Annotated in this window: 13 protein-coding genes and 3 pseudogenes; 9 read left to right on the top strand and 7 right to left on the bottom strand. The window is 59.3% G+C overall.

Annotated features, from left to right (window positions below):
- The first annotated feature begins 125 nt into the window (after positions 1–125).
- A complete protein-coding gene (gene xopE, locus XCC_RS08510) occupies positions 126–1,193 on the top strand; it encodes a XopE/AvrPphe family type III secretion system effector (RefSeq protein ID WP_011036808.1) in 1,068 nt (355 codons plus the stop codon).
- A gap of 52 nt (positions 1,194–1,245) precedes the next feature.
- On the opposite strand, the gene XCC_RS08515 is transcribed toward xopE, so the two are convergent.
- Positions 1,246–1,812, bottom strand: a complete 567-nt coding sequence (locus XCC_RS08515; RefSeq protein ID WP_011036809.1) for a recombinase family protein — start codon at positions 1,810–1,812, stop codon at positions 1,246–1,248.
- A 180-nt stretch (positions 1,813–1,992) separates the two neighbouring features.
- Between XCC_RS08515 and XCC_RS08520 the strand changes: the two genes are divergently transcribed.
- Positions 1,993–2,244 carry an AbrB/MazE/SpoVT family DNA-binding domain-containing protein gene (locus XCC_RS08520; RefSeq protein ID WP_002804328.1) on the top strand — a complete coding sequence of 84 codons (252 nt, stop codon included), beginning with the start codon at positions 1,993–1,995 and terminating at the stop codon, positions 2,242–2,244.
- A complete protein-coding gene (locus XCC_RS08525) occupies positions 2,241–2,636 on the top strand; it encodes a type II toxin-antitoxin system VapC family toxin (RefSeq protein WP_011036811.1) in 396 nt (131 codons plus the stop codon). Before XCC_RS08520 ends, XCC_RS08525 begins: the two co-directional genes overlap by 4 nt.
- A gap of 288 nt (positions 2,637–2,924) precedes the next feature.
- On the opposite strand, the gene XCC_RS08530 is transcribed toward XCC_RS08525, so the two are convergent.
- Positions 2,925–4,069 (bottom strand): IS3 family transposase gene (locus XCC_RS08530; RefSeq protein WP_138922047.1). Its coding sequence is split into 2 segments (ribosomal slippage): positions 2,925–3,832 and positions 3,832–4,069, totalling 1,146 coding nucleotides; the frame shifts between segments, so codons are not numbered across the junction.
- 41 nt (positions 4,070–4,110) lie between these two features.
- Complete coding sequence (locus XCC_RS08535; protein ID WP_228442284.1) at positions 4,111–7,074, bottom strand: DEAD/DEAH box helicase; 2,964 nt, start codon at positions 7,072–7,074, stop codon at positions 4,111–4,113.
- 128 nt (positions 7,075–7,202) lie between these two features.
- On the opposite strand from XCC_RS08535, the pseudogene XCC_RS22635 reads away from it, so the two are divergent.
- A pseudogene (locus XCC_RS22635) lies at positions 7,203–7,455 on the top strand (integrase); the annotation flags it as partial.
- Between the two features lie 16 nt (positions 7,456–7,471).
- On the opposite strand, the gene XCC_RS08540 reads toward XCC_RS22635, so the two are convergent.
- Positions 7,472–8,270 (bottom strand): IS5 family transposase gene (locus tag XCC_RS08540; protein WP_139115361.1). Its coding sequence is split into 2 segments (ribosomal slippage): positions 7,472–8,000 and positions 7,999–8,270, totalling 801 coding nucleotides; the frame shifts between segments, so codons are not numbered across the junction.
- A 62-nt stretch (positions 8,271–8,332) separates the two neighbouring features.
- A pseudogene (locus XCC_RS08545) lies at positions 8,333–8,524 on the bottom strand (NYN domain-containing protein); the annotation flags it as partial.
- A gap of 563 nt (positions 8,525–9,087) precedes the next feature.
- Between XCC_RS08545 and XCC_RS08550 the strand changes: the two are divergent.
- The 3 genes from XCC_RS08550 (at position 9,088) to XCC_RS08560 (ending at position 14,781) form a co-directional block, all read left to right on the top strand.
- Positions 9,088–11,064 carry a DUF6531 domain-containing protein gene (locus tag XCC_RS08550; protein WP_228442285.1) on the top strand — a complete coding sequence of 659 codons (1,977 nt, stop codon included), beginning with the start codon at positions 9,088–9,090 and terminating at the stop codon, positions 11,062–11,064.
- 106 nt (positions 11,065–11,170) lie between these two features.
- Positions 11,171–12,538 (top strand): IS5-like element IS1478 family transposase, encoded by a 1,368-nt coding sequence (locus tag XCC_RS08555; RefSeq protein ID WP_011035783.1) that lies wholly within the window; start codon positions 11,171–11,173, stop codon positions 12,536–12,538.
- Complete coding sequence (locus XCC_RS08560) at positions 12,535–14,781, top strand: RHS repeat-associated core domain-containing protein (protein ID WP_011036817.1); 2,247 nt, start codon at positions 12,535–12,537, stop codon at positions 14,779–14,781. The genes XCC_RS08555 and XCC_RS08560 overlap by 4 nt, the downstream gene beginning before the upstream one ends.
- A gap of 377 nt (positions 14,782–15,158) precedes the next feature.
- On the opposite strand, the gene XCC_RS08565 is transcribed toward XCC_RS08560, so the two are convergent.
- On the bottom strand, positions 15,159–16,373 hold the full coding sequence (locus XCC_RS08565; protein ID WP_011035386.1) for an IS4-like element IS1481A family transposase: 1,215 nt from the start codon (positions 16,371–16,373) through the stop codon (positions 15,159–15,161).
- Between the two features lie 322 nt (positions 16,374–16,695).
- Between XCC_RS08565 and XCC_RS08570 the strand changes: the two genes are divergently transcribed.
- On the top strand, positions 16,696–16,980 hold the full coding sequence (locus tag XCC_RS08570) for a hypothetical protein (protein ID WP_138922046.1): 285 nt from the start codon (positions 16,696–16,698) through the stop codon (positions 16,978–16,980).
- 165 nt (positions 16,981–17,145) lie between these two features.
- Here the strand turns inward: XCC_RS08570 and XCC_RS08575 are convergent.
- Positions 17,146–17,828, bottom strand: a pseudogene (locus XCC_RS08575) (site-specific integrase); the annotation flags it as partial.
- Positions 17,829–18,252: 424 nt separating this feature from the next.
- Here XCC_RS08575 and XCC_RS22400 point away from each other — a divergent pair.
- Positions 18,253–18,657, top strand: a complete 405-nt coding sequence (locus XCC_RS22400; RefSeq protein ID WP_225443813.1) for a hypothetical protein — start codon at positions 18,253–18,255, stop codon at positions 18,655–18,657.
- Positions 18,658–18,661: the final 4 nt, after the last annotated feature.

Consider the following 18,661-nt stretch of genomic DNA (forward strand, 5'->3'; position numbering starts at 1 on the left):
TTGCCGGCAAGCACGCGCGCGTACCAGCGCCAATCCTTCGTGGTCCCAGCCATGACTTCGGTGAGCCTACGCAAATCGGAGAGCTTCTCGCTAACCTTGATGACTCAGTACTGCAGGAGCTGGAAATGGGTCTATGCGTTTCGAAGCCGAGCGTGGCAGGGTCACCTGACCATTATGCAACTCACGCCCTAGAGCAAACCCCGCCCTCTACGCCTTCATCCTCCGAGGCGCCCATGTCACCCAGCCTGCATGGCTTGCCATCACTCGGGGCTCGCAGGGCGAGGCGGGCGGGCGCCGGGCCGACCCTACAGCCGCACGAAGTTCAGCAGGCGGCCTACCAGCTTGGTATGCGCCTCAACGACAGACCCATCGAAGATGCGCGCGACCGCCAACGCCTTGCCGACGCCACAGCGACGGTGCACGAGACACGACTCGCCTTGCACCTTGGACGAGGCAATGTCGATAGCGATCTGAGGCTCAGCAACGGACGGAGCGCCACCTACAGCGCTCTGTCCTACACCCTCAGTAGAAATGACCAGAATTCATGGGCAGGAAGCGCACTGGCTTTGGGGGCTGGCAACTGTGACGAGAACGCAGCGATCAATGCACGTCAACATGCCGTCCGCATGGAGGATGGCGGGCAGATGATGACCGTACGTGACTACGGGGTGCCCCACATCTACGCGCTTTACCAGCCACCAGGCGCGATAGAGGCGGAGGAGTCCGCGGTGGTCCTTGACTCATGGTGCGATGGTCCAGCCGTGCGACTAGGGGATTCGCGCTGGGCCGAAACGTACCGAACGACCACCACTGTAGTTGAACGATTCGACAAGCCTGACGCAATCGAAGCGCTGGACAGGACAAACGGATTCAGAGCCGAGATCGAGGATCCGCAAACTACGCGGCATGCGTATGCGCGCGACCTGGGGGCAGTCTTTCTTGCTAACCATGCCAAGCATGCGCCGGGCTACATCTTTTCCTCGATGCCGGTCATCGCCCCGGATCTTGCCGAAGGCACGCGTCAAAGACTGCAAGAGTACTCACAAGGGACGCTTGAGGATTTAGCCGCCGATGCTGCGCGGCAAGCCTACGGGCTGGATGAAGCGCAGCCCATTTCGCCGCGCACGACAACAGCGATCCTGGAGGACGCAGAGCGACTGGACGCCTTGGGTCGCCCGCCCTTGAGTTGGTGAACTGTCCTCTGGTCGCGGATGTGTCATTCTCAGAGGACAGCTGCACGGAATGTCAGAAGTTGGCTGCACTAGTGGATTGCAGCGCGGCGTATAGAGCCGTCTTGCTCACCTTGAGCCGTTTAGCGGCCTCTCGGACATTAAGCCCGTTGGCGATGTGCTCCCGCGCTCGCTGCAACTTGTCGGCGGTGACAACCGGCTTTCGCCCGCCCTTCCGCCCGCGTGCGGCGGCAGCGGTCAGCCCGGCCTTGGTGCGCTCGCGGATCAAGTCGCGCTCGAACTGGCCCAGTGCGCCGAAGACGTGGAAGATGAGCCGTCCGCCCGGCGTGGTGGTGTCGATGCTTTCGGTCAGCGACCGGAAGCCGACGCCACGCGCTTCCAGCGCGGCGATTGTCTCGATGAGGTGTTGCATTGAGCGCCCGAGCCGATCCAGACGCCAGACGGCCAGCACGTCGCCGGCGCGCAGGTAGGCCAGCGCATCAGCCAAGCCGGGCCTGTCGGCCTTGGCCCCAGAAGCCGTGTCCTCAAAAACGCGCTCGCAGCCTGCCTTGCGTAGCGCATCCGTCTGCAAAGCGGTGTCCTGTTCCGCCGTCGATACCCGCGCATAGCCGATCAGTACCATTACCGCCCCTTTTGTCCGTCTTTCTGTCCGCCTATCATAATGTCCGAAAACCCGTTAAGCAAGTGCATTGCCGGACAATGTCCGGCATGGCCGACTAATGATCGTTTGACGGACATTGAAAGTAAGGCAGTTTTGCATTACAATGCAAAGCATCAACCTTGGATTGCGAGGCAAACCATCATGACCACATTGACCGTTACCGCACGGGGACAAGTGACGTTTCGGAAGGACGTACTGCAACACCTCGGCATCAGGCCAGGCGACAAGATCGAACTGAACTTGCTGCCAGATGGTCGGGGCGTGCTCAAGGCGGCCCGGCCCGCAGGGACGATAGCCAGCTTTGTCGGCCTGCTCGCGGGCAGGACGCAGAAGGTTGCAACCATCGAAGAAATCAACGAGGCGGCGGCGCAAGGCTGGGCAGGTAAGCAATGAAGGTCGCCGCCGATACCAACGTCCTTGTGCGTGCGGTTGTGCGTGACGATCCCGCACAAGCGGACGTTGCCGCCGCAGTCTTGACCGACGCCGAGTTGATCGCGGTCGCGTTGCCGTGCCTATGTGAATTTGTTTGGGTGCTGCTGCGAGTCTACGGCTTCCAGCAAGCCGACGCGGCCAGCGCGATCCGGGCACTACTGGCCGCCGCGAATGTGGAAGTGAACCGGCCTGCCGTGGAGGCTGGCTTGCTGGTGCTCGACGCGGGCGGAGACTTTGCCGATGGCGTCATTGCCTACGAAGGCAACTGGCTTGGCGGGGAAACCTTCGTTTCCTTCGATAAGAAGGCGGTGGTACTTCTCACAGCGCAAGGGCAATCAACGCGCCTTTTGTGACGGACATGAGCATGAACGAATTCCGTCGACTGGCCGCGAAGATAAGGGGCGGCAGGGATTCGTGTAAAAAACAGCCAAAAGTGAGCTAATCGCTGTTGGTAGTGGAGTTTTGTTACCCAGAAATATCCGCTAACTCACTGATGCAATGGGTGAAATCCGAGCTTGTGAGTCATTTTCACACGTATGTCGGCTGAACCCCGCATTCTCTCTGGCTCCCGCTGAAAGCCAACAGATCGAGCCGGTTGACCAGCATGAGGCTGCCTGATACGCCCAGGGTTCCGTAGACACTCAAGACCCTCGTTGCGCGTAGCGCCGTTCAAACTCTACAGGTGACAGGTCGCCAGTTGAACCGTGGCGGCGGTTGGGGTTGTAGAACATCTCGATGTAGTCGAATACCTCGGCGCGAGCGGCGTCCTTGGTGGGATAGGTCCGCCGCCTGATCCGCTCGCGTTTGAGCAGGCCGAAGAAGCTCTCCACGGGTGCGTTGTCGTGGCAGTTGCCACGCCGACTCATGCTGCACACCAAGCCATGGGACGCCAGGAAACTGCGCCAGTCATCGCTGGTGTAGACAGACCCTTGGTCCGAGTGAACCAAGCAACCAGTGTTGGGTTTGCGCCGCCACACCGCAGACAACACCGCCTGCACGACCAACTCGGTGTCGGCCCGATCGCGCATCGCCCAGCCGACGACCTGCCTGGAAAACAGATCGATCACAACAGCCAAATACATCCAGCCTTCATGCGTGCGGATGAAGGTGAAATCGCTCGCCCAGGCCGTGTCCGGCTCCGTCACGTCGAACTGTCGGTCAAGCAGGTTGGCCGCCGCCTTGCACTGCATTCCTCCATGGAAGCGCGGTTTGCGACCATAGCCCACCTGGGCACGCAGTCCCTCGGTGCGCATCAGCCGATGCACCCGATGACGACTACAACGCTCACCCAGATCGCGCAGATCCGTGGTGATCTTGCGATGCCCATAGACACTGCCGCTGGCCAGCCAGTGGTGCTTGATTAGTCCAAGCAAGCGATCATCTTCCTTGGCGCGCTCACTGTTGGGCGAGCACAACCAGGCGTAATAACCCGACCGGTTGACCCGCAATACCCGGCACATTGCACACACCCTGAATTCCCCGCAGTGGGCTTGCATGAAGGCGTACTTTGCCTTTACCCCTTGGCAAAGTACGCGGCGGCCTTTTTTAGGATGTCGCGCTCCTCGGTCACTCGACGCAACTCTGCCTTCAGCCGCCGAACCTCGGCGCTCTGGTCCACCTCGGCGCGATGCACCACGCCAGACTTGCCGAACGTGCGCAGCCAGGCGTACAGGCTGTGCGTCGTGACACCCAGCCGCTCGGCGACTTCTGCCACCTTGAACCCACGATCAGTCACTTGCCGGACCGCCTCGATCTTGAACTCATCCGTATATCGCTTGCTGCTCATAGACACCTCCGAATCGACCATTTTCCATGGCCTTGAGATGTCTAGGAAACCCTGGGCGTATCAGTGCCAATCCGCTCGGATGGCCACTTGGAGGCATTTTCCACCCAGCCTTGCAAGACGCCGTCCTGCTTCACCAGCTCTCGAAGGCCATCTTGAACGGCGACAAAGGGCGTGACGATGTAGAGATCAGGGAGAACCGCGTTGTTTCTCAACGTCCTGAGAAAAAGCAACAGCTGCTGGCCTTCCTCCGGTGAGAACTTGTCCCGCGCACTTCCAAGCACGTCTATCCAATGGGAGTTGCCCAAGACATCTCGAATGCTCGAGCCCTTAGGGGGCTTTGCCTGGACCATCAACCCGCCATAAGCAATTGTGTTGGAAATCTCGAACATCGGCGACGCACACCGACGGTGGACGAGCAGGGGAGATCCCACCGTCCGGAATCCACCGGCCGTATCGAACGTGGCGCAATAGTCTCCAGCCTCGTCGGCCAAGGTTTGAACCGACGCATTTGGGGCTCCGAATTTGTCAGGGTCGGCATCAAACTCGCGAAGGACGGCAGCAGTCAGCACGTCAGGCAGCGGAACGACTGGCTCAACTTGCTGCGGATCGCCCACGACCACTGCTCGCTGACATCGAAGCAGGGCACCTACGACTGCTTGCGGCGTCGCTTGCCCTGCTTCATCCACCAGAAGCCAGCCAAAGGTTTCCTGGGGAAGACGTCCCAACATTCGCTCGACGGAAGCAAACGTTGTTGAAATGACCGGCACGACCAGGAACAAGCTGCTCCATAGATGTCCGCTCAAGTGCTGTCGGTCTGGTGGAATGTTGAAGTTTCCTCCGACCAAGGCGTTGATGTTATGGAGAAGGGGCTTTGCTGCTGCGTCGATGAAGGCCCGATGCACTTCCATGGCTGCTTCGAAGACCTCCATTCGAAGCTTCTGTAGCTCACTGTCCAGCCAGGGCACGGCCAGCTGCTTCTGCTCGTGCGGCAGTGAAAGGAAATGCTCGTCCAGCACGTGAGCTCCAGCGCCGATCTGCACCTCGTGGCACTGCTGCTCCGTCGCTTCGCGTTTCTTACTGGCCTTTTCGAGTTCCTGTGAAGCAATCACTGCTTGCTGCCCAGCTGCCCGCGCCAAACCATCTGCCTTGGATTGGGCTTCTACAGCGATGCCCCTCGCCGTCTTTGCGATGTCAGCCTGATGTTTGAGAGGCCCATGCGTGACCTCCCAAGATTTGGCGGACTGGGCACCAAAAAGACGCCTTAGACTGAAAAAACTAGGTCGCTTTTGCGCATGATGGGACAGCGCGGTCTCACACTGCTGTAGCGCCAAAGTTGCGGTCTGTGTATCTCGAACCAAGGCAGCAAGCAGCGACTGTGCCTGGTTGGCATGACTGGATGCCTCCAGATGTTGTTGGCGTTTTGCCTTCTCTTCTTCCCGCAGCTTGGGCAGTTGGATCAAGGCGCGTCGCAAGTTTTCCAGCTGAGACAACCGCGTGGAGCACGCACTGGAGAGTTGCTTGAAATGCTTTCGAGCACGCTCCCAGCGGTCTTGGGCTTCCTTTGGAGTAGATGGCGCACTGCAAAGTTCGGCCAGGCCCTCGGGAGACCCGTCTTCACGCGGTGCGATGCCGCTGACCTGTTTGAGGTAGCGTTCAAGGGAGCGTGGCGAGTCTCCCCAAAATTTCTTTCGGAACGCAGACCGATTGGATGCATTGCCGAGGACCGCTGTCATCAACCCCCATGCCTCGCGGTCCAATAGATCAGAAGCCAACGGCGCGAAATAGCGCAGGAGGGAGTCGCCGGGAATCGCTTGCATCGATGGCATTTCTGCACTGACGTTCTCGACGGCCTTGTTGTTCGAGCTGGCAACGATCATCTCGAATCCCCGCAAGCTGGCATCCAGCGCGTGAAGCTCCTGGGTCTCTCCCTTGGCCCTCTTTGTCCAACCGACTTTAAAAGCTTGGGTCGGGTCGGTGAACGCGCACATGGCTGTGGCTCGGCGAGTCAGCAAATCCGCCACAATGTCACGCAGCAGGGTGCTTTTTCCCGTCCCAGGTGGGCCATTGACGCCTAAAATCCCGGGGCCTCCGGACAAACGCCCCGCCGAGTTGACAGCAGCCTGCTGTAACAGGGCAGGGGTATGCGATGCAGGGGTGGGCCATCGACCCAGCGGCACATCGGCTGGAGCCAACGAAGCTTCCAGGGCGGCATCGTCTTTCAATAAGTCCCGTCGTGCTGCTGGCTTCTGGCTGCCCAGATAGAGAGACAACGCTTTGGGGAGTTCGCCCTTGTTGGCGATCTCTCGTGCCTTGGCCAAGTCGCGCAGGTAAAAGCTATTGAGAAGAAGCGGATCTGGAACAATCCGCAACGTGTAGTAGAGGTAATGGGCGACAGCGAATGTCGGGCCGCTTACTTGGTGTCCGGATAACCCAAGGGTGTCTACCAGCCAGGAAGAGGCGCGTTGTAGCGCTTCCCACGTCAGTGGAACTGGGGTCTCTGTTGATGAAACGCCCAACTGCTTGGTGAGGCCTTCGATCAGCCGCGGTTCTTGTTGGGTCCAGGCAGCCAAGTCCTTGAGCGACCCTCCCAGGGCGACAGGCAAGCCCCATCCGAACGCGGACAGCGAGACGGGTGCCTCTCCAGCAAGGATTCCTTCCTTGTCCACAAGCAATGAGGCAAGAACAACGTCACCTTTAACGCTCGGGCGTTCAAGACGGGAGTCTTTGAAGCGGTCGATCAATGCAGCGAAAGCGGGCGCGGCAGGAATGGTTGCCAAAACGATGTGGAAATAAATCTTCTGCCTGGGGCGCGAGCTCGCAGGCCCTCTGTCCCAAGGCAGGCGGCCATCACTGATGGAAACGATGGCGCGGTCTCCCTTCGCCAGGTCGATAGGGCGGTCATAGGTTTGGGGTGACAGGACCTCCAGCGCAGACCACGCAGCAAGCACATCCTTGGGGCGATTGGCATAAATTTTGGGGCGGTGTGCCGAGTCAGGCGGAGCCACGGGTGGAGACCAGAGCCTGTCCCTATCTCCGGTGGCACCTTCGGCCTGCGATGGGGGTGCAGGACGTTCTTGCTCAGCTTCCGGGCTCAAGCGAGCCAAGGTCTGCATCACCTCGACCTCCAACTCTTTTGCCCGTGCAGTTCCGGCAAACGAAGGACTTGGCGCAGGCCTACGTGCGTGCGGTCGTGCTTGGGGAGGGCTATGCTCGGCTCTTCGCACAGTTGAAGGATCAACGCGTGGCCAAGCTCAGCAAGTCGGACGCTGCTCATAGCTCGTCTGACGAGTGCCGGGAATCTCCAGGAGCTGACGCTCAAGCGCACCCATCAGCTGCACGGCAGGATGACGGAGCAGCGGCAAATCGGCAGCGCTAAGGACCGGAAGTTTTCTTAGAACCTGTTCACGATCTTCTGAGCAATAGTGCCAAGAAGGCCAAATGGATGAACTGCAGGCTGGTGTTGAGTTTGCGCTCGCAGTTCTTCCATAGCCTTCGGTTCTTCTCCAGCCAAGCAAAACTACGCTCGACGATCCATCGCTTGGGCATGACCTTGAAGGTATGCAGTTCGCTGCGCTTGGCAATCTGCACCGTGAGCTGTTCGCCTAAAATCTCTCGCACGCCGTCGGCAAACCGTACTCCGGTGTAACCGCTGTCGCACAGTAAGCTTTGTACATGCGTCAAGTTTGACTGGCAGCGCTCCAACGCTTGCAGCGCACCTTTGCGGTCGGTCACCTCCGCCGTCGTCACCGCGATTGCATGGGGCAATCCCTGAGTATCAACAGCGATATGCCGCTTGATGCCCGACACCTTCTTGCCCGCGTCATATCCCTTTTGCCCTGCTGTGTCCGTGTTCTTTACGCTCTGCGCGTCCACGATCAAGAACCTGGTGCAAGCGTTGCGCTCCTGTCTGGCGCGGGCCACGCCAACCTGATTTTTTAAGTGCCTGCTCCAGCAGGCTCACTCCCTCATCGTTGCACTCGCTCCACTTGGCAAAGTACGAGTGCACGGTCCGCCACTTTGGAAAGTCGCTGGGTAGCGCTCGCCATTGGCAACCGGTTCGCAGTACGTACAACACTGCGCACCACACCTCATACACATCCACACGGCGTGGCTTGGTGCGCTTACGCGCTTGTTCCAGGATCGGCAGCACGTGTTCGAACTGCTCCCGGCTCATGTCGCTCGGATAGGTCTTTTGGCGCATCCGCATAGTCTGCACTGATCAGGAAAGATCGTGAACAGGTTCGTAGGCAGCTGATGGAATTGGAAGGTCTGGCGGACCAAGACCTCCCGCCACTTGTTGGCGAGCGTGTTGTGATTGCCATACCCGCAGCGAAGCACGGCCCGGCCGAATTGGGCGACCATGAGCAACGCGTGCTCGACGATGTCGGTCGGCACGTTGTCGCAGTCAAGCAATACCGCAACACGTGCTTCACGCGGTCTGTTCGGGTTGCTCATGCCGGCGAGATCCAAGTTTTACGCAGACAGACAATGGCGTCAGCAACTCCCCTTGGCAAACGGGCGCTAGCAAGAGGGCGAAGCGCGGAGCTCTGATCATGTCAACACTGAAAGCAAACCTGCCGAACAGGCTTCCTGCAACGGTTTGACTTCGTTACATTCGGAGTGCCCCGAGCCGCTGCCGCTGACGCGGCCACCCTTACTCCAGACAATCTTTCTGTCCGCAAACGCCTCGCTTGTCGGCGCATCACTAATCCGATATCGTCGAAACTAGCGGTCCCTTCGTGGGACTGGTTGTAATCACCACCGCTGCCAGCGTGGGGTGGGTGGGAATGGATTCCTAACTGATGCTGCAAGTGCAGCTGACAAGGAGTGTTGCCGTGTCAATTCGGGCCGTTGCGTGTCTCTCTGTTTACTCAGTCCCGTCAAAGGGCGCGCGTTGCGCAGCTCTCTTGATACCGTTTTTTTTTAGTGCCTATGGGTTACTAGGCGCTAGCCCTGCGCACGCCCAAACCCCGCCTAAAGCTACATTCTGCGCGCTGCCCCTCGGCTGCTACGACACGATGGAGAAGGCTGCCGATGCCCTTCGCAACTCCAAGGACTATCAAGGCATCGGGCAGTATTTGAAGCCCTACTCAAAAGCTTTTTTGAATCGGGGAGCGGGAGAGGTCTGGACCTATTTCCGTGTCCCGTTTCTAAAGGCCGCCTCGGTCTCTGGCCCGTCCTATGGAGTCAATTTGGGTATCTACGGGGTCGGAAACCCCGGCTGCACAGCGTCCCCAGAGTTTGGATCAAGCTGGTGCACGGAGGAAGGCGCACTCATCGCCAAGTCCTTGGACATCCTAACGACAAAGCTCGGGAAATCTTGTTCACTTCAGTCCAGTACTCAAACGTCGGATTACAATACGACTGGTCTTGGCCTCTCCTCAAATGGCGATGTTAGTTATAGCTCAGACAAATATTTCAACGCGACATTTAATTGTCTGTCGAACTCGGGGGCACCTGTCTCAGTGTCGTGGCGTTGGAATGTCTACAAGAAGCGAAAGTTGACGTGCGAAGCAAACTTCACGCCTTCTCAGGGAAATTTAATTCTCGCGGAGGCAGCTCTTACGACAGAGGCTGTTTGTAAGCCCAAGAACGATGACAACACCTGGGTCACGTCGCCCTTGAAGCAGTTCCAAAGTTGCAGCACAAACAACCCTTGCCATCCCACGACAGGCGATAAGTCTCGCGAAGAGAAAGACTTCGAGTTCGCAGGTCGTTCTTTCAATCGCTATTATCATTCCGTCAATCAGACCAAGAGTGTCATACCGGTCGGAGAGGGCTGGTCGTTGAGTTACAGCGACCGATTCGACAGTTCCAACACAGCCTATCTCGACGAGGCGGGCAACAGGGATGTTTTCACCACGGTTGCTGCTGGCACCGGCCGTGCCCGGAATTCGGGACGGCTGTATCGCCGCATCAGCAATAGCACTACGTATTACCGAGTCATCGAAGAAACTGGCGAATATCGCGATTTCGGCAAGGATGGCGAGCTGCTCGCGGTGCGCAATCCAGCCTCGCCGGACCGTGACGTAACCGTAGTCTACGAGGGCACGCGCATTGCGCGATTGGTCGATGGTCATGGCCGCGCCGTGACGTTCGCCTATACGGACGGGCGTGTCACGGGCATGGAGATTCCGGGTGGCGGAATCGTTCTTTACGACTACGATGTTGACGGTAATTTGATTGCCGCCACGTATCCCGATGGTGCGAAGCACCTTTACCACTATCACGAGAAGGGACTTGCGGAACCTCAGCTGGTCAACTATTTAACTGGTATCACCGGGGAGAGCGGGCAGCGCTATGCATCGTTTGGTTACGACACCTATGGACGCGTGATAAGCAGCGTTCTCCATGGCGATACCGGGGCGGTCGATGGAGTGACTCTGAACTACGTGGCCGAAGGCGTCACGGAAGTCACCCAGGCATCTGGCGCGGTCAAGCGCTTCGAGTATGGGTCTACCATTTTCAGCCCGGTCAACAACGTAACCGAAGGCGCAGCAAGCACGTCCAACACCTACTTCAGCGATGGTCGACTGCAAAGCGTGACGGACGCATCGGGCAGTAAGGTTTCCTACGAATACGCGCCGGCGTATCGATCAGCCGTGACGGTCGGTGACGGCACGCAGGAGGCGGTGCGCACTGAGAGCGTGAGGGATGCGCTGACCCACCAATTGACCGAGCTCAATGTGAAGGGGGCACAGGGGCTGGTTGTGTCCAAGCGATGGACTCGCAATGAGCGTGGCCAAGCACTGACCCAGGTCGAGCAAGATGCCGTTTCCGGGAAGCAGCGTCAGCAGACCTTCACCTATTGCGAGCAGGCCGACGTAACCGCAGGAAGCTGCCCCCTGGTGGGAGTGCTGCTGCGTGTGGACGGAGCGCGAACAGATCTCAGCGACGCCACCACGTACGACTACTATCCCGCGGCTCAGGGCGGGGACCTGAAGACGATCACCAACGCAGTGGGCCAGGTCACCCAGTTCCTTAGTCGCCCCTGAAAAACCCCCAATCACCCAACGCCCGCAAGGCCTTGATGTCTGCAGCGGCGTGCCAGAACTACCAGTTTTCGCTACGCTGAAGGCTGGTTTCTGGCAATTTCCACTCATGCATACACGCCGTCCTGCTGCCGAGCACATGCCTGCCGAGGAGTTGTTTCGTTCGCGCCTGGAGAACCAGATCGATCTGCGGCATCCGCTGGCGCAGCTGAGCCAACGGATGCCGTGGACGGCGTTGGAGCAAGCACTTTCATCGCGCTTGCCGGCCACCCAGGCTGGTGGCGGTCGGCCGGCATTGCCGGTGCGGCTGATCGCCGGTTTGCTCTACCTCAAACACGCCTACGACCTGTCCGATGAGGCGGTGTGCGAGCGTTGGCTGGAAAATCCGTATTGGCAGTTTTTCACTGGCGAGGTCGTGTTCCAGACGCGCTTGCCGTGCGATGCCAGCTCGCTGACGCGCTGGCGTCAGCGGCTTGACGAAGCGGGGATGGAAGAGTTGCTGGCACACACCATCAACGCTGCACATGCCATGCAGGCGGTGGACGCACGCGAGTTGTCGCGGGTGATCGTGGACACCACGGTGCAGGAAAAGGCGATTGCCTATCCGACCGATAGTCGGTTGCTGGAGGTGGCACGCAAGAAACTGGTGCTGCTGGCCAAGCGTTACGGCATCGGGTTGCGGCAGAGCTACGCACGGCAAGGTCCGGCCCTGAGCCGCAAGGCGGGCCGCTATGCGCATGCACGCCAGTTCAAGCGCATGCAGCGCGTGCTGCGACGTCAACGCACGGTCTTGGGGCGGGTGTTGCGCGATATCGCGCGCAAGCTGGACCAGGTGGAACCCGGCGTGCGCGAGCGCATCGCGGTCTGGCTGGAACGTGCGCAACGGCTGTACACGCAGCGTCCGAAGGACAAACAAAAACTGTACGCATTGCATGCCCCGGAAGTGGAATGCATCGGTAAGGGCAAGGCGCGTCAAGCGTACGAATTCGGCGTCAAGGTCGGCATTGCGGTCACCGCCTGCAAGGGATTGGTCGTGGGTGCGCGTAGCTTCCCGGGCAACCCGTACGACGGCGACACCTTGGCCGAGCAGCTGGAGCAGACACGCGGGTTGCTGCAGGATCTGAGCGTAGAACCGACGGTGGCGATCGTGGACCTGGGCTATCGCGGGCGCGAGGTCGATGGCGTGCAGGTGCTCCATCGTGGCAAGGCCAAGACGCTGACGCGACGGCAATGGCGCTGGATCAAACGACGGCAGGCGGTGGAACCGGTGATCGGACATCTGAAAGACGACTGCAGGTTGCGTCGCTGCAGGCTGAAAGGTGCACAAGGCGATGCGCTGCACGTACTCGGCTGCGCCGCCGGCTACAACCTGCGCTGGCTGCTGCGCTGGATCGCGTTTTTGCGTGCCTGGATGCGGGCGATGGGATGGCCATCCTTTAGCGCCGTGCCGCTGTCGCCGATGACACTTGGTGCTTGAAGGGGGTTTTTCAGGGGCGACTCCTTAGTTACGATAGCGCCGGCCGCCTGCTGTCGCAGAAGGATCCGAATGGGGTCGTGACCGACTACAGCTACGATGCGCGAGGTCGGCTGACGGCAAGCATTGTCCGGGGACAGGACAGCGGCTCGGAGACGGATGACCGCATTACGCGCTACAGCTATTGGCCCACCGGCTTGGTCAAGCAGGTTGCGCTGCCGGGTGGCGACGTGTCTGACTTCACCTACGACAGCGCATTCCGCCTGACCAAGGTTTCGGATCGTTACGGAAATGCCATCCTCTATACGCTCGACAAATCCGGACGGCGAGTTAAGGAGGAGATCCAGGACTCAAAAGGTGTGCTTAAGGCCACCATGTCCCGGCTCTACGATGAGCTAGGCCACCTAAAAACAACCGCAGATGCGCAGGGCAACCCGACGGATTTTACCTACGATGCAGTGGGCACGTTGAAGGAGCGGACAGATGCCATGGGTAGGTCAAGCACCTATACCTATGATGCCTTGCATCGCTTGAAGCAGAGTATCGAAGACGCCGGCGGCATCAAGGCGACGAGCGCTTTTCAATACGACGTGCTTGGACAACCGTCAGTGGTGACGGATCCGAAAAGCTTGAAGACTACCTACCAGCGCAACGGTCTGGGCGAACTGTTGGCGCTGACAAGTCCCGACACGGGCAGCACCGGCTTCACCTACGACGACGCAGGCAACGTGCTGTCTAGGAAGGACGCAGCCAACCGGCAGGCCACCTACACCTACGATGCCTTAAACCGGCCAGTATCGGTGTCCTATGCCGATGCAGCGCTTGAGACCCGTTTTGTCTACGACGTGGCCCCGGCTGTCTGCGTGGCGGGAGAGCAGTTCGCAGCCGGGCGCCTGGCCAGCATGAAGGACGGCAGCGGCACAACGCAGTATTGCTACAACCGATTCGGTGACCTGGTGCGCAAGGTCCAGACGACCAATGGCAAGGCACTGACGGTTCGTTATGCCTACACGGCAGGCGGGCGCCTGACGAGCATGGTCTATCCGGACGGGGCGATGGTTGACTATGTACGCAATGAGCTGGGCCAGGTCGCCGAGGTGGGCTATACCGCGCCTGGAGGCTCGCGCGAGGTGTTGGTCAAGGGTGCCACGTATCTGCCCATGGGCCCGGTGGACGGCTGGACCTACGGCAACGGCCGCGTGCTGACTCGAGCTTACGACCAGGATTACCGCCCCAAGGCCATTCAGGACAAAGCGGTTGGCGGTCTGGATGTCGGGTTCGGGTTCGATGAGGTGGGCAATCTCACCTCACTGACCCCAGCCGGCAATCCAACGCCGGAGATCGGCCTGGGCTACGACACGCTCGGCCGCCTCACAGCCCTCACCGACGGTGTCACCGGAACCGTCATTGATGGCTATAGCTACGACGCCACCGGCAATCGCCTCAGCGCCAAAGTCGGCAGCGTTACACAGGCTTACACCTATCCAACGACCAATCATCGCCTGAGTGCAGTAGCCGGCGTGGCGCGCACGTACGACAAGACAGGCAATACGCTGAGCATCGGTGGCAAGGCGCGGGAGTTCCCCTACGACGCATCCGGCCGCATGAGCATGGTCAAGCGTGCAGGCGTGCTGGTGATGAACTATCGCTACAACGGTAAAGGCGAGCAGGTGCGCCGCTTCTTGGGCACAACTATCACCTACACGCTTTATGACGAAGCCGGCCACTGGCTGGGCGACTACGATAACAATGGCGCGCCCAAGCAGCAGGCGATCTGGCTGGACGACCTACCGGTGGGCCTGCTGGCCAACGCCAACAAGCTGCACTACATCGAACCTGATCACCTGGGCAGCCCGCGTGTGGTGGTTGACCCGGTTCGTAACGTGGCGGCGTGGAGCTGGAGCCTAAAGGGCGAGGCCTTCGGCAACACTGCGCCGAATCAGGATCCGGATGGCGATGGTGCGGCGCTGGTGTTGGATATGCGCTTTCCGGGGCAGCGGTTTGATGCGGCTAGCGGGTTGAATCAAAATTACTTCAGGGACTACGACTCTGCTACCGGGCGGTATGGGCAGAGTGATCCGATTGGATTGGGCGGCGGTTTGTCGACATTTGGCTATGTTGGAGGAAGTCCACTTTACCTGATTGATCCGCTAGGGCTTGAGTCTGGCACATTCCAATTTGGCCAGTACCGAATGAAGCAGCAGAATTTGAGTCGGGCGCTAATCGAGGTGGTGCGACGGCAATGAAGATACTTTCCTCGTTGAATTCAGAAATGAAGAGCCGAAATATTGCGGGGAGCGATCAGTTCTATCACTGCCTCGCTTCTTGTAGGGCAACGCAAGCGACAAAGAATCCTGGCCTAGTCTTAGAAATGATGGCACTTAAGGAAACCAAGGATTACTACGCTGGACGCTTGGGATTGTATGGGGATGGAAGGCGGCGTGGCCATTACGAGATGCAAAGTGACAATCAGCAAGATATGGCCGCTAATCAGCTAGGTGCGACATGTCAGATGGGCGAGGATTGCCCCCGTCGTTGTATGGGCCTTGTCCCGGAGCGCTCTCGGCCATTTTTATCCAATTACATCCCGGAATGGGGTCAAGATCTAAGGTATCCCCACGTTTTACACCGTAAGCGTCATCTGCTCGCGCACTGCCGCAGGCAGTGCGCGCAAGCGCCCTATCCACCGTGAGACGGGTTCCATCGGCCACTGCCTGACCAGCGCTTCTCGGCCGATGCGTAGCGTGGAGTAAAGCTTGCGTGTGCTGTTGCGAGGAGACAGCCACTGGGCGATACCGGTCGCTTCGCATCCCAGCCCCGCCAACCAGCTGGCGAATGCAGCCAACGTATTGATCAGCAGCAGGATCTGCAGTCGCTCGCCGCGTCGGGTCAAACTGTCTTCCAGCGCCTGGCCGTAGCGATGTGATTTCAGATCGCGAAATGCAAGCTCGATCTGCATCCGTCGTGCGTACACATTGACCAACTGCTTTGCGCTGGGCGCCTGCAGCTGCGGGGATGCAACGATGAGCCAAGGCTCGCGCTCGCGCGCTGCGGCCTTCAGACTCGATGACGCACGCGAGACTTTGGCGGGTGAGCGGCGATTGCACTGTTTGCGCCCTTGCCGTGCCTTGGCGTAAATCACCAACCTGCAATCGAGTGGATCGCTGCGATTGGCCTGCATCGGCGGTAACTCGCATGCACGATTGGACGCCAACACATGCAGTTTCCGGCTGTCGATCCACTGATCTGCTTCATCCCGCACGTCCTGCGGCTTGACTTGCGTGCGCCCGCGCAGTCGCCCAACCCAACACCAGCCCATGGCCGATACAGCGCGGAACCACGGTGTCCGGAAGCCGGCGTCAGTGACCAGGATCGGGCGAACATCGTCCGGAACCAGTGCCCTCAGTTGTTGCAAGAAGCGTCTTTCTGCACCAGGCGATCCCTGCTGCTTTCCTGGCACTACCATGTCCAGCAAGGTAAGCGTGCGGCCGCCCACCGGCACCGCTGCGCGCAGCAGACACCACGATTTGTCTGGCTTCAGATCGCTCCAGTCGATGACGATTACCGGCTGCGCGCCGCGCAGCAGCCAGTGCGCCATCTCGTGGTCGATCACTGATCGCTCGACCTGCAAATTGCGATTACTCAACAGGCGATCAACTGCCTTGAGCGGCGCGCGCACCCGCAGTGCGCTCGGCCACGAACGTGCGATGTCCATCAGTGTCAGCCTGCGTCCGTGCAACAACGCCTCGACCGCATGCAGCAACGCGCGTTCGCGCAACGCATGCATCCCGGACAGTGAGTTGGGCAGGCACTTCTGCAATACTTCGCTGGCGCGCATGGTCGTCAACCTTCTCTGGCTTAGTCACCTTGAAGATTGCGCCATGCGCGCACTTTCTTCCAGGCAATTACGTCGCAAGTGATTGATTTGCCAGGAGGAAATGTGGGGAAACCTCAGGGTCAAGATGAGTAGGTCCACACTTTTTTCGTTCGCTCTTCTTGCTCTTTCGGGCTGTGCCCCCTATGACGCCCCAAGAAGTTATAAGGATCTAGAAAGCCTGAAGAGGTCGAATGATTTTTCAGTTTCAGCGTCGCTAGGTGGCATACCTAGTGATGCTACCGAAATCGATGTTTACTCTGATATTGATTCGGGTCTCACGATGATGTCCTATAAAACTGCTCAGAGTGTGGCTGTTTCTGAAGTGTTCAATCGCCGGTTGCCTGCTGGCCAATACCAGCTTGTCCAGGACAACGTTGGATTTGCAGGTGCCACTATCGTGGACATACGTTATGGATGTGAGAGCAGAGAGGTGAAGGCGAGCGACGAGTCGCTGAAATATCAGCAAGTCGTGTTTTTAGGGGCGGCTTCCGGCAGGCAGTATCGGTGGAACAGCGTGAATCCTGATATTTACAGGAAGCTCTGCTCAAATCCAGCGGTAGGAGCCTAATTGGGTAGCAGATGATGCCCTTCGTTCGATTGCTTGCAGCCATTTAGGGCGCAGTCTGTTTGATGCGACAGATGCGCCTTGGCTGTAGCTGTGGATGCCTGGCGTTACTTAAGGAATGTAGAGGATATTTTCGCTCGTTGTCAGTTGACGCCTTCGCTGAGGTCATCAAGCTCTCAGAGCATTGCTTTTCAAGGAAACGACTGACGTTGTCTGATTCATCAAGGCCGACAGGGAATCGAGGCTGAGGCCGTAATCAAGCACGGACAGGCCCGGCGAGACAGCCCGGAGTCCGTCCAGCTTCTCCTTGGCGGTGAAGGCCCGGCTGTAAGTGACGTGGTGCTCGTCGTCCAATTCGTGGTCGACCAACTGAGCCCGGAGCTCGGACACCACGCCGGCGCCTTGCAACTCTTGGATCAGGGTTTTGCGAAGCGAGTGAAAGCCGCGCTTGGCCGTGGGCCAGTTTTTGCCCACTTCGGCCAGGTGCCGGCTGAAGGCTTTGGAAATCCAGTTGCCCTGGCCGTTCTTGGCATCGGCTTTGGCCGCCGGGAACAAGCGCTCCTGGCCTTGGCCCCGCGCCTGCTCGACCCAGTCCAGGAAGCCCAGGGCGAGCAAGTCGGGGTGGACCGGCACCGTCCTCAAGCTCACGTCCGTCTTTACCTTCTGATGCTCTCCCTCATCTGAAATCTGGATGCAGGGGATACCGCCGTCCTCCACCACATCGGCGGTCAGCAGTTGGCCGACCTCCGACGCGCGGGCGCCGGTATACAGGCCAATGAGGGAGGCCCATCGCGCTGCCAGGTCAGGGCTTCGAAGGTCGCGGGTGCGATTAAGGCCTGGACTTGGTGGGCCACCATGAGCAACGCGTGCTCCACGATGTCCGTCGGCACGTTGTCGCAATCGACCAACACGGCGAAATGTGCTTCAAGCGGGTTGTTTGAGTTGCTCATGTCTGTGAGGTCCGAGTTTATGCAGACAGACAATGGCGTCAGCAACTTGCCGATGGCAAGCGGGCGCTAGCAATCGAGCCAAGCCCGGCGTTATGATCGAGGAAACATCGAAAGGAAACCTGCCCAGCAGGCTTTCTGCAACGGTGAGAAGGGCTTGAGTCGAAGGTGATCCGATCCCACTCTCTCCGCCAATCGTCTTGTGCGTTCGACCTCGACCGCCGCTAAGCCTCGAATAGTTAACTCCGAAGGCTCTCCTCCTGCTTCTCGACATCGCATTCGCGGAAGGCACGGTTCACTACCGCGTCTCTCGACATTTCTGCCACACATGCGTAGCGCGACTCCCAAGCAAGCAGCTGACGGGCCTCTCCGCACCCCAGATGGCCGGTATCTCGTAGTCTGCGGGCGCTTGTGGCGCGCGACCAATCCTGATCTACCGGCAGAAGCACGCGATGCGCTGGTGCATGCCTTGATGGACGCGCGACGTGCGGTCAAAGCGGCGCTACGTACGCGCGACGCGATGCAACTCAAAGCAGCGCGCGGTGAGGTGGATGCTGCAAAAACAGGACTCGGTGAGCGTGGGGCGGTCTGGTGGAACGACGGTGCACCCGATTTCAATCGTCACCTGATGCGGACGGCGCGGAGTAACCGGGGTGTACGGGGTACATGCCGATTCCGAGCACCGGCCGCGCCCGCTTGGCGGCTGCGCAGTCGTTTTGATCGCTGCTCTTAGTGGA

Source organism: Xanthomonas campestris pv. campestris str. ATCC 33913 (genome assembly GCF_000007145.1).
In the GTDB taxonomy this organism is placed as follows: domain Bacteria; phylum Pseudomonadota; class Gammaproteobacteria; order Xanthomonadales; family Xanthomonadaceae; genus Xanthomonas; species Xanthomonas campestris.